General features: G+C 59.0%; 6 protein-coding genes and 3 pseudogenes. 5 read left to right on the top strand and 4 right to left on the bottom strand.

The annotated features are described in order from the left end of the window. Window positions 1–20 precede the first annotated feature (20 nt). Entirely contained in the window at window positions 21–392 is a 372-nt protein-coding gene (locus LL962_RS00220; RefSeq protein ID WP_228315456.1) for a SymE family type I addiction module toxin, read from the bottom strand. Window positions 393–844: 452 nt separating this feature from the next. Between LL962_RS00220 and LL962_RS00215 the strand changes: the two genes are divergently transcribed. The 4 genes and pseudogenes from LL962_RS00215 to LL962_RS00200 all read left to right on the top strand — a co-directional run. Continuing rightward, window positions 845–1,558: a hypothetical protein gene (locus LL962_RS00215; RefSeq protein ID WP_228315455.1), complete on the top strand. Its 714-nt coding sequence runs from the start codon at window positions 845–847 to the stop codon at window positions 1,556–1,558. Beyond that, window positions 1,555–3,004, top strand: a pseudogene (locus LL962_RS00210) (XVIPCD domain-containing protein). The gene LL962_RS00215 and the pseudogene LL962_RS00210 overlap by 4 nt, the downstream one beginning before the upstream one ends. A gap of 187 nt (window positions 3,005–3,191) precedes the next feature. Beyond that, window positions 3,192–4,406 (top strand): IS4 family transposase, encoded by a 1,215-nt coding sequence (locus tag LL962_RS00205; protein WP_228315454.1) that lies wholly within the window; start codon window positions 3,192–3,194, stop codon window positions 4,404–4,406. Between the two features lie 35 nt (window positions 4,407–4,441). Next, window positions 4,442–4,573: pseudogene (locus LL962_RS00200) on the top strand (IS4 family transposase); the annotation flags it as partial. Window positions 4,574–4,697: 124 nt separating this feature from the next. Here LL962_RS00200 and LL962_RS00195 read toward each other — a convergent pair. Further along, complete coding sequence (locus tag LL962_RS00195) at window positions 4,698–5,354, bottom strand: hypothetical protein (protein ID WP_228315453.1); 657 nt, start codon at window positions 5,352–5,354, stop codon at window positions 4,698–4,700. A 136-nt stretch (window positions 5,355–5,490) separates the two neighbouring features. Here LL962_RS00195 and LL962_RS00190 point away from each other — a divergent pair. Continuing rightward, window positions 5,491–5,687, top strand: a pseudogene (locus LL962_RS00190) (IS4 family transposase); the annotation flags it as partial. Between the two features lie 110 nt (window positions 5,688–5,797). Here LL962_RS00190 and LL962_RS00185 read toward each other — a convergent pair. Beyond that, window positions 5,798–7,222: a hypothetical protein gene (locus LL962_RS00185; RefSeq protein WP_228315452.1), complete on the bottom strand. Its 1,425-nt coding sequence runs from the start codon at window positions 7,220–7,222 to the stop codon at window positions 5,798–5,800. A 580-nt stretch (window positions 7,223–7,802) separates the two neighbouring features. After that, window positions 7,803–11,669, bottom strand: coding sequence for a LamG-like jellyroll fold domain-containing protein (locus LL962_RS00180; protein WP_441004843.1), 3,867 nt, complete (start codon window positions 11,667–11,669; stop codon window positions 7,803–7,805). Window positions 11,670–11,794: the final 125 nt, after the last annotated feature.

The following is an 11,794-nucleotide window of genomic DNA, read 5'->3' as shown; positions in this document are numbered from 1 at the left end:
TGCGAGCACCCGTACTTTCGTCAACTGCACACACCATCCGAATCTGCGTTCGCCACGCTGACGACCAGCTCGCCGTTGCGCATGCGGATGTGGAGTTTGCTGCCGATGGTGAAGCCGAGTTGTTCCAGCCAGCGGCCGCGCAGGCGTAGCGTGGGGATGCGTTGTTCGCTGGCTGGGTAGTAGCCGTAGCCGACGGTGCAGTGTTGCGGGGCACGTGGGTGGCCCGGGCGGCGCGGCTTGCTGGGATCTGGGCGCGGCTCGGGGATGGGGGTGCGCTCGAGGTAGGGCCGCGGCGGGATCGAGGGATCGAGCGAGTGCCAGCCGATCTCGGTGGGTGGTGGCACCGTGGCGCGCTTGCGCGCTGGCTTGGGACTGGATGGGGATCGACGCATGGCAAAGCCCTCCTTGACGAACAGGCCCCGCCGCCGGGTGGCGACGGGATGTCGGGAGGTTAGAAACCGCAGAGAGCCGGCGGGCGTATTTCCCCGAAGGGTGTTGTATTAGCCGCCCTCCCGACGCAGGCATCGCGTCGGTTGTGCCCGCAAGATGCTGCAGGCACAAAAAACCCACCGGTTTGACGGAGGTGGGTACCGCTCTCTGAGGAGTTTCTACGCTCCTTGCCGAAAAGACTGCTACGCGCTGCGTGACATGTCAACTGGCTGATGCTGGCAATCTGGCAAGCGTTGATGGAAGATCTTGCCTGCCGTTTGAAGCAGCAGAGCCAGGGTTGGATCGGAGAAGGCAGAGTGCTACCGCGAGCGCACTCATTGCTCCTCTATTGGAGCAATGACCAAAACGGTCGAGAAGAGTGCGTTGATGGCATCAAGATCGATGGAGGCAGGCCATGAAATGGGGCCCTGGAAGCGTAGAGCCTGTGAATACCAAGCAGGCAAGAACAGGAAGGAATTTCTTTTCCCTGTTATTGCTGCTCCTTGCAGTGGGACTTCAGGGCGCGTGCGCCGATCCAAAGAAGGATTCCACCACCTCATCCGCATCAGCACCGGTCAGCGTGCAGGAGCCGATCGCGGGCGATCACTCGCAGCCAAACAAGCCCGGCATTAGCTCTCAAGAGCTGGAATCCCGGTTGCTGAAGTTTGTCGATGGATTCAAGTCACCGGCCGACATGAATTATCGGCGGCTGGAGGTCGCGCTGGGTACAAGGTTCGCGGGCACCTCGGACTCCCTGCATCCTTTCTATGTCATGAACGATATCTCCCTCAGCGACGGGTACACCTTTTACGCAAGCCATGTCCCCGCGGAAAAAATCTTCTCAAGTATGGAGGTCGCCGTCGGTCTGCCCGAACGTATCGACCCAACGCGCACGCCTACCTCACGTTGTGTTTGGGATGCAACAACGCTGTCACGGAAACTGGAGGAGATTGGGTACAAGCGTGGTGGGCAAAGGCCTTTCCAGGGAGGATGGCTGCGCCAGCATTGGCGCCCGCTAAACAACGGTACGCAAGGCTTCTCCGTCGCGTTGCTGATCTACCGGACCAGCCAGGACAGTGGTTCGCGCGAATGCGCTTACGGCATGCAGATCGATGGGGGCAAATCATGATACGTGTCGATCCAAGAATCGAACCTCTGCTGGGACGCATGGCAAACGATCCGCGCCTTCCCCAAGAGGCCGAGTCCAGTATTCGTCAAGCGCTATCAGAATCACCCTACCCATCGAACTTGCTTGGTAATGCGATAGAGAAGGGGCAGATCGGATCGATTGCGGTCTCGCATGGCCAGAACAACGGCGGCCATTTCCAGGATGGCAAGAATGGGGAGCGCCGGCACGCTCAACATCAGCGCTGCAGCGTTCAGCGACTTCACCGGCGCGCAGCGGATTGACTACATCACCGAAGTACTCGGGCATGAGACGATGCATGGCGTGTTGGCAGAACACCGCGCTCAGGCACTGGCAGAGTTCGCAAAGACAATGAGCAGCCGGCTGCAGGAGGCGCACGAGAATCGCGAAGGTCAGGTCGACCTTACCGGGCCAACACGCGTCTATCTGGATAGCACTCGGGAGGATGAGGCGCTCTCAGAGATTTCAGGCATGCGTGCGCTTCACGACCGCATCAAGCATCAGAACCCTGGGATGCCTGATGCAATGGTCGAACTTCGGCTACTCCAGCGCTCGACCACGCGTTGTGTGGACAGAGGGGGTGCTCCACCGCAGTTTGCCAACGGACTGACATATGAAGAGCTAACGACGCGCCCGTTCTCACGTAATGATGCGCTGACAAAGTCGGTGGAACAGTGCTTCTACGACGGTCGCGGCACGCTAGGACCTCATGGCGACTCCGATTACCGGAATTACTATGGCGTCAACCCGATCAGCCACATCGCGCAGAGCTACGCGCATCTGGCACATGACCGCAAGCCGCCAGAGGTCCGCATCGATCTCAAATCGCTGGGACTGGACCCCAGACAGCTGGAGCGCAATGGGCTGGAACTGGGACCAGCAAAGACCTTCAACATCGTTGACCTTGGCAAGGATGGCTATGGCATGGTCCAGCTCAAGGACACTGGCGCACGCGGCGTCAGTTCTCCCAATCTTGCGGCACCGAATGAGCCAAGGCGCGCACTGACGCCTGCAGAGGCGGGGCACCCGGACCACGCCATGCATCAGCAGATCCGGAGCAAGGTAGAGCAGCTGGATGCCGCCAATGGCCGAACGTTCGACGCTACCAGTGAGCGGATGACCGCGAGTCTGCTGACGCTAGCCAAAGACAATGGGCTAACCCGGGTGGATCACGTGCTGCTCAGCGAAAAAACCAGAGACTCGCCTGCTGCGCAGACCCTGTTTGTAGTACAAGGCGATCCAAAGGATCCGGCCATGCTGCGCGCCCATATGCCGACGGCTGATGCAGCGCAGCGGCCTGTTCAAGAGAGCTTTACGCAACTGGAATCTGTCAACCAGCGCTTAGCGCAAGAGCGCACGCAAGAGCTGGCGATGGAACAGCAGCGCTCACAGGAGCAACAACAGCGCGGCCCCGTTCCGTCACTTTGAGGCGATGACGTGCCCGCACTTATCAAACGGTTGGCAGACCCTCGCGCTAGACAAGGAACGGGGGCTGACGCTGAAGTTTCCCCACATTTCTTCCTGCAAGATCAAGCACTTGGTGCGCCAGGATGTGGAAGAAGGTGCGCGCATGGGGCACGCTTCAAGGTGACTAAGCCAGAGAAGAGTGCCGACCATGCGCGCCAGCGAAGTATTGCAGAAGTGCCTGTCTAACTCACTCTCTGGGATGCATGCATTACGCCAACGCACCTTGCTGCGCGCGGTTGAAGCGCTTGTGCACGGAGGCCGGCTGACGCTGATCGACATCGCACGCGCATGGCCCGGGGCGACGCGAGTACGTGCGCCGCTCAAGGCATGCGACCGCCTGCTGTGCAATCGCGCGTTATACGCCGAGCGATCCGTGATCGAGCGGGACATGGCGCATTGGCTGTTGCGCGGGATGCAGCCGGTGATCGTGATCGACTGGAGCGATCTGAAGCCGGACAAGTCGTGGTGCCTGCTACGCGCCGCCCTGCCGATCGGTGGGCGCACGCTCACCTTGCTGGACATGGTGGTTGCTGGGGAACAGCAGGGCTCGCCCGGCGCGGAGAAGCGTTTTCTGCAGCAACTTCGCGCACTGATTCCAGACGATGTGCGTCCGATCCTGGTCACGGACGCCGGATTCCGCACGCCATGGTTTCGCGCGGTGTCGGCGATGGGCTGGGATTGGGTCGGGCGTCTGCGTGGTCGCACGCAGGTCAAACCGCAAGACGTACCCGATGATGCAGCGCAGTGGATCGATAGCCGACGCCTGCATGCGCTGGCGTCCAACCGCGCACACGAATTGCCACCGATGCAGGCCAATCGCAGCGATCCACTCGATTGCCGCCTGGTGCTCTACGCCAAGACACCGCAGGGACGGCAGCAACGCAATCGACGCTCACCGGCCAAGGTCTCGCGTACCTCATCGAGCCTGAAAGCAGCAGCGCGTGAGCGCGAGCCATGGCTGATCGTTGCCTCCCCGCAGCTGCAAGCGCCCAGCGCAAAGCAGTTGGTCAATCTGTACGCACGACGGATGCAGATCGAGCTGGCATTCCGTGATCTGAAGTCGCATCGCTACGGCCAGGCGATGGAAGACAGCATGACCCGTCGCGGTGAGCGGTTGCAGATCCTGTTGTTGCTCAACACGCTGGCCACCTTCGCCAGCTGGCTGGCAGGACCGGGCTGCGAAGCCACCGGTATCGCGCACTGGCTGTCGCCCCGCAACAGTCAGCGCAAGCTTTACTCGACACTGCGCATCGGCCGCGAGGCGCTGGTCAGACGCTGGCCCATGGAACCTGTCTCACGCTGGCTAGAGCGCTTGCGCACACTGCCCGACGCAGTGCGCGAGCAGATGACATTGGTGCTGTAAAACGTGGGGATACCTAAGCACCTGACCCCGTTCTCCTCTATTTGACGCTGCGCATCGGTCGCGAAGCGCTGGTCAGGCGCTGGCCGATGGAGCCTGTCTCACGCTGGCTAGAACGCTTGCGCACACTGCCCGACGCAGTGCATGAGCAGATGACGCTGGTGCCGTAAAAAGTGGGGATAACTAAGCACCTGCCCCCGTTTCTCCACGGCGTCACCGAACGTCAGTTGCATGGATGCCTCCTCACTCCGAACCGATAGTGTCGCGCATGTGTGGCACGTTATTAGAGGTTCCCTAGGGGGTTTTACTGTGAAAAAGATACTTGTAATACAATTCGATCTCTCTCTCTTTAAGGACAATTCCAAGTCTGCCTTCATCGAGCAATTCCTTAGCATTGCTTACGGCATTAGAAGCCAATTCAATCAACTTATTTTTATTTATTTTCGTCCTTTTATCATTTGAGAGGTTTGAAAATTCTCCATCCCAACTTGATGCTGGCAACTCGACCAGCCCTTTTATTTCTTTATCAAAAATAAAATGATGAAAAGGACCCTGCCATTTACCATCCTTGTGCCGCCCTCGATATAGCACACTTCCGTCGTGAATCAATGAGTTTCTAAGACCATATATAGCCTTTATCTCATCTAAATCAGAGATTCCACAAAAATAGTATAGAGCTTTTTTTACGCCAGAGGCGGCGCTGTTCGGATAAGGAGCCATATTCTCGTTTACGTAGACAGAGCCTACTTGATCTAAAATTGCAAAAGCACCGTAGATTGGACTGAATACGCTTGTATTGGTGATACCACTAGTCTGACCAATTTCTAAGATCATCTGCCCAATGACCGACCTTATATATCCATCCGCCAGGGGTTGGGAAAATATATTTCTAGATAAGTGGATTTGCGCCAATTCATGCAATGAAAGCTCTTCCAATTTCTTCGTGTGCATTTATTTTCTCTAGAAGCGATAATTTAAAGTAATTTTTTCACCAACGTCTACTGACTCACCAAGGGAACGGCAAGGGAACGGGATAAGATTAACTTATCAAGTGGACCTGGCAACGGTATTTTGGCACCGTTTTTTGTCCAGCTGGCTGGCAGCACTGGGACGCGAAGCCACCGGTATCGCCCAGTGGCTATCGCGACGCGACAGTACACGCAAACTCTATTCGACGCTGCGCATCGGTCGCGAGGCGCTGGCCGATGGAACCTGTAACGCTGGCTAGAACGCTTACGCGCACTGCCCGACGTAGTGCGCGAGCAGATGACGCTGGTGCCGTAAAAAACAGGGATGACTAAGAATCTAACTCCTTATTGGGGATCACAGGCAGTTGTTCAGACCTTCCTTTGCCGAGTCGCGAAGCGGTTTCGGCTTGAATTAATTCTTAGCCCTCACCACGCGATATAACCTGAAGACAGCGTTTTAAAACGCGAATCAAAAACAGTCTTTCCGCTATTTGGGAGGTTAGTGATGAGGAAGTCGATGCATTCTACAAGTCGCTGATTCACTACCCCTGCTTTCAAAACCGCCAAAGCTAAGCAAGCCTGCTCGCGAGCAATGTTTTTCTCAAGTTTTGATTGAAGTTCGTAATGAGTCAGAGCAGCCAAAGCATGCGGTGTAAGTTGGTCACCTAATAGCGCGATCATACGATCGTAGTAGGGCAAACCGCGCGGTGAAACGCCCCTGCAATAGTTTATCCCACGCCCGATCCTGCACATTAGGATTGTTTTGACAAACTTTGGTGCGAAATTTGGAAGTATGTCCTGTTGTCCACTAATGTATGAAGAGATACTGTCTGCAACCGGCGCCTCATGGTGAAAATTGTCCCACCCCTGATGCTTCTCTAACAATTGATCAAGCAAACCGTCAACAATGATAGCTCGTTCAGAATTTGAACGAAATGAATTACCACCGACTGATTGGAGAAACTGTTCACCAAGCTGATACTTCTCTCGATACAAGTTGGTATTGTAACCCTCTAGCGTGAGACCCAGCCTGTATTTGGTTTCATCACTACTGGCATTCCACACAGAGACTGCCAAAAGTGAAATATTTTTTCTAACTTGAGGGTCAGTATCGGAGGACACATATATTCCGAACATCGTGCGGAGAACATTTCCACAATGATGTGAGGCCAGCGCTCCGATTTTACTTGTGATCGACGCAATGTTTGCTTGGTCTAAAGGCTGTGTGTGATTCTTCAGATTTTGGATGAATGCTTGGACTTTCAGTGCAGCTTCGGTCGGGCGGTCGTTTAGGACGTCTTGAATGCAATTCTGCAGCCAGCCCAGTAGCTCAAACGCATTAATTGTATAGTTTGTCGGGTGCGAGATGCCAATGTCGTTCCTCATGTCGAGGATGTGCTTCAGCTTCTTGTGGGTAGTGTCGCTTATGAGTTCAAGTTTGCGGCATGTATCTAGCAGAACAGCATCCTTGACCGAGCGTAAATCTTCCTCTGACTGATAGAATTCTCGAGCCTTCCCACCGATCGCAGCGTCGTAGAAGATGTCCAACCCGTAGGAAATGGCCTTCTTATGGAGATCAAGTACCACCTCATTCCATATTGCATTTAACGAGTAGTCGAAAAGGCCGATGCCTGCACCAACCACAAATTTAGACAGATACCTTGCTCCATGCTTCACCTCTGCCGGAAGCGACTGAATATAGGCAGGAAGGTTTTGACTAATGATCGCGCGCTGATCTTGCGTGGCAATGATGTTGTCGTGAGGAAGGCCGATGCCCTTCAAAAAATCAACAATGATCTGAGCTTGGGGATCGACGAGGTCCATCGACGACTTAGGAACGAGGTCAGACATGTAGTCTCCAGTTACTAGATGGCGCAAGACTCGGCTCTTGGGGGGACTAAAGCCTGAATTAAGTCGGCCACAAAACGGCATCGGCTTGAATGAATTGTTAGGCTTCTGGGTCCCCACTTAGGGTTTATTACAGCGAAGTTCTTTACATTGACGTCAGCCTCCTCTTGCTCAGATAGTGCTTTGGTTTGGAAGAAGCCGTTAATAAATTGCGTGTATGTAGCCGCAATTTAAGCCCGGCGCAACCTGATCATCGCCGACTTCCGACCGTTGCAAATCACCACGAGCGTCCTGAAAATCAACGATTCTCAGCTACATCCCTCTGACGCCAGGTGTTATGCCGCACCCCAGTGCGGCCACAGTCAGTGCCACGATGCTCCATGCCTTGCTCAACATTGTTTCTTCCCCCTGAAGAAATGTATGGCTTTGCGGCTGCATTAAGTCCTGCGTGCCTTGATCCTCGCCGAGTTTTTGGATTGCGTCAATGCGGTTGCGCGACTGATCGTTGGCTTTGTCGGGTTTGCCCTCATCCGCCCTTCGGGCACCTTCTCCCGCGTGCGGGAGAAGGGATGGGTGAGTTTGGTTATGGGCTGGTTTTTGTCGTTGGCGCGGTGGTTGGGGTTGGCAGCGGCAGCATATTGTTGAGGCCGGTGATCTCTGCGACGTTGCCATCGGTGATGATGCGTAGCTGCGCGGCTTTCAGGTTTGCGGGGTTGGTTAGCGGCAGGCGTACCTGCGTGGTGATTGGCTGCAGATCGCGTGGTGCGGCGAGTGCCGGGAATGCGGCTCTTGCCAGCTCCTTGCCACGCGCATCTTCCAGCACCACAAACCCGGCCGGTGCGTCGGCGTGGCCGAGGCTGTGCACGGTGACCTCGATGGCATCGGCGGTCACGCGCATATCGCCGTGGCCGATGCCCAGGTCCGGGCGTAGTTCGACCGGGGTGGTGGCTGCGATGCGTTCGAGCTGCAGGATGGTGGTGCGGCCTGCGGGGAAGTCGATGTCGATGGCGGCGCTTTTCTCGAAGGCCACCTCGCGCGTGGTGCCGGTGCCGTCGATCTTGCCGTCGCCGTCGCGGTCCACGCCCTGGGTGATGCGCCATTGGCCCGAGGCGACGTTCCAGCCGGTCATGCTGGCGCGCTGGTTTTTATTCGATGTGTTGTAGGCGATGACGGTGAAGCGGTCTTGCCGGGGTGCGGGGATGGCGATGGCGACCTGGGTGGCGGCCTCCGGGTCATTGAAGCGCCAGCTCACGGTGTGGCCGGGGTAGGTCTGGTTGCGCTTGAGGGCCACGCCGCCCAGGCGTGCGCGTTGCAGGTTGACCGTGGGAGATTCCACGCGGTCGCTCCACCAGTGGCCTTCGGTGTTCATGTAGAAGTTCTGCAGTTTCTCGCGTGCCTCGCTACGGTAAATGGCGGCGAGATACTCCAGGTTGCCGGTTTGCTCCCAGGCCACGTGGTGCGGGAAGTCCGGGGCGCTGTCATCGTCTTTATTTGCGGCGTCGATGAGCTTGCCGCTCCAGTCGTTGCGCTTGCCCATGACGTCGAGAAAGTTTTCGTTGAGCAGCGACAGGCCGTTGGGGCCGCTGTTGGCCACGCGGTAGTCGATTGGCTTGAGATAGCGATCTTCGCCGGTGAAGCGGTAGGCGGCCCAGAAGGTATGCAAGGTGTCGGCGCCGCCGCTGCCTTCGAACAGTTCGCCGCCGCGGGTTTTGCCGGTTTGCCAGTTGATCTCGTTGGGCAGCGCCCAATTGCCCTTGGCGTTGGTGTAGGCGTGGGCGAGATAGCCGTCGGCCAACCCGGTGACGATGCGGCGGCTGTTGGGGTCGGCGTTATAGCCGCCCAGCAGGATGGCCGGGTGCACGATGGGAAAGGAGTACGGCTTTTGCCATTGCCAATTGGGCTCGCGGTAGACCTTGCGGCCGCCGAACCAGTTGCTGGCGAACAGCAGGTGGCCTTGCGGGTTGACCTGGATGACGTTATCGAAGGCCTTGACCGTCTGCATCAGGCGCTCGACGGTGCGCGGGTCACCCCAGTTGAGGTACAGCAGGGCGCTGTTGAGGTTGATGCCCTCTTCATACGCATGCAGCTCGTCGGTCTCAATGGTGGACAGGCCGTTGGTGAACATGCCGTTGCGGTAGTTGGCATCGGACAGCGCCAGCATGGAGGCATTGAGCATGTCCGGGTCCACACCCATCAGGGCGACGCCGGGCCATTGCTGCACCAGGTCCGAGTCATCCGAGATGCCGCCGCCGAAATCGCCGTAGGCCACCTGGCGCTGCTCGATCCACCAGCGGATATAGCGGCGGGTGGCGCTGAGGTCTTGCAGCTGCCAGAACGCCCAGGCGGGCACGCCCTTGGGCACGGTGGGCATCTCGACAGGCAGCTCGCCCTGGTTGGCGTAGCTGATGTCGTTCCAGTACTGGCGGCCGAGGGCGTGGTCCGGGTCGACGCGCAGCAGGTCGGTGATGTCCGCGTCCAGGCGCTTGTAGAGCAGCTGGCGCTTGGAGGTGGTGTGTTCTTCGACCAAAAAGCCCCAGTTGTCCTTGACCTGGTTGAAGCGGTCGGCGACGTGTTCGGTGATGGCCTCGGCGCGCGGCTTGAACACCAGCTGCAGCTGGGTGCCATCGAGCGCATTGGCATCGAAGCCGGGCGCGGCGGCGGCGATGCTGAGCATCAGGCTGTCGTTGCTGAGGATGCGGTCGCGCAGGTCCAGCCACAGCGTGCGCGCCTGGCCGGGAGTGACCGCGACCGAGACATCGATCATGTCGCGCGCGGGCCAGATGGGGTCCTTGATGCGGATGTTGAGCGGGATGCTGCCGTTGTGGGTGGCCGGCAGATTGAGCGCCGGCAGGGTGATGGCGATGCCGTCCAGGCCGTCGTGCATGTTCTCCCAGCCGTAAGACCAGCTGCGCATCAGCGCCTGGTCCGGCGGCGGGTCGCCCAGGCTGGAGGGCACCAGGATGTGCACGATGGGTTGCTGCGCGCTTGTGGCGGCCTTGTCGCTGGGGCGCTTGCGCGCCGGTGCCTTGGTGGGCAGCGCAATGACGGTCTGGCGCTCGCCAGGCGGGTAACGGCCGGCGATGACATCGCGCAGCGGTGCGAGGTTGTCGTAATCGGGCTGGATGTCGCTGCGCACGGTGTAGCTGAGTTGCGCGCTGCCTTTGGGCACATCGCCCGGCTGCACGTCATAGGCCCAGATTTCCTGGATGGGGGTTTCCTGCGCGGTGTTGGCGAATCTGAGCGTGCCGCCGCGGCGCTCTTCGAACTGGTCCACGCTGCGCACCACGCCTTGCTTGCGTTCGAACAGCGGCTGCGCTGGGGCATTGGGCGCGGCGTAGGTGGCCTGGCCGTAGGCGGCGCCGCGCAGTTCGATGCGGTTGAAGGGTTCGTCCGCCAGGCTGAGGTCCAGCGTATTGCCGCCTTCGACATAGGTGTTCCAGTCCGGCAGCTGGAAGTAGTCGTCGCGACCGGCCAAGCGCGAGCGGTTGTAGACGCCGGGCCAGGTGGTTTCGGCGATGCCGTCGGTGGCCTTCCACATCCACTGCTTGAGGTCGCGCGTGTCGGCGAACTCCACCTTGCGGATGCGGGTGACCGGCGCATCCAGCAGCGGCGGTGCGTGGCCGTTGTCCCAACCGAAGCGGTGCAGGAAGGCGGCGTGCTGCGCGTTGTTAGTGGGTGCTTCAGCGCTGGCGGGCTCCTGCAGGCGTGCCAGCGCGGCGGCGCCGCTGGCGTCGAGCATGCGGTCGTAGATGCGGATCTCGTCGAAGTCGCTGCCACGCAGGAAGTTGTAGCGGCTCTGCACCTGGTGCGGCGACATCACGCGGCCGGCCAGGCCGAACTGGTCGAGCGCGGCGTCGTAATCGAGCGAGCCGCCGTTGGCGCAAGGCGCGCCGCAGTCTGCGCGCGCGGCTTCCTTGCCGTCCACGTACAGGCGCACGCCGCGGGTTTCGTCCCAGGCGAAGGCGAGGTGGGTCCAGGCGCTGGCGGCGGGATTCTTGTCGAGCTTGAAGGAGACGCGGGTGCGCGCGAGGTTGGCATCGGTGACGAAGGCATCGAAGCCGTGGCCATTCCAGTCGATGCGCAGCCAGGCCATGTCCCAGCTGGTGTGGTCGGCGTAGCCGACGCGGAAGATCACGAACGGCGCTTCGCCGACCGGGTAACGCGAACGCCAGAAGAAACCGAGCGTGCCGCGCTGGGTGTAGAGGTTGCCGGGCGCATTCCACGACAGCACGCCGTCGTCGGCCCATTCGATGGCGTTGCCGCGTTTGCCGGTGGGTACCAGGGCGATCTTGTCGCGGAAGTTGGGGACCGCATCGCCGCGGGCCACGTCGGCCTCCAGGCTGCGATCGGCCGAGACCCGGAACAGCAACTCCGGAGCCGTGGAAGTGGCCGCACTTGCCGGCAGCGCGATCAGACACAACACACCCATCCAAACCTTCAGCACACGCACCTCGTCTATTTCAAAACCACTGCCGCACTGCAGGGGCGACAGACACTGCAACGTGCCACCGCAACGCGGCACGCGGCGCAAGCTTGGCGGCGAGCACGCGGGCCGGCATGTACGAGAGTACATGC

This window comes from Xanthomonas sp. NCPPB 1067, from assembly GCF_020783795.1.
Lineage (GTDB): Bacteria > Pseudomonadota > Gammaproteobacteria > Xanthomonadales > Xanthomonadaceae > Xanthomonas > Xanthomonas melonis.
This window is presented reverse-complemented; position numbering and strand designations above follow the sequence as displayed.

Excerpts from the sequence above, each read along its gene's own strand:
- LL962_RS00215 (WP_228315455.1), top strand. The coding sequence starts at position 845 with ATGAAATGGGGCCCTGGAAGCGTAGAGCCTGTGAATACCAAGCAGGCA.
- LL962_RS00185 (WP_228315452.1), bottom strand. The coding sequence starts at position 7,222 with ATGTCTGACCTCGTTCCTAAGTCGTCGATGGACCTCGTCGATCCCCAA.
- LL962_RS00220 (WP_228315456.1), bottom strand. The coding sequence starts at position 392 with ATGCGTCGATCCCCATCCAGTCCCAAGCCAGCGCGCAAGCGCGCCACG.
- LL962_RS00205 (WP_228315454.1), top strand. The coding sequence starts at position 3,192 with ATGCGCGCCAGCGAAGTATTGCAGAAGTGCCTGTCTAACTCACTCTCT.
- LL962_RS00195 (WP_228315453.1), bottom strand. The coding sequence starts at position 5,354 with ATGCACACGAAGAAATTGGAAGAGCTTTCATTGCATGAATTGGCGCAA.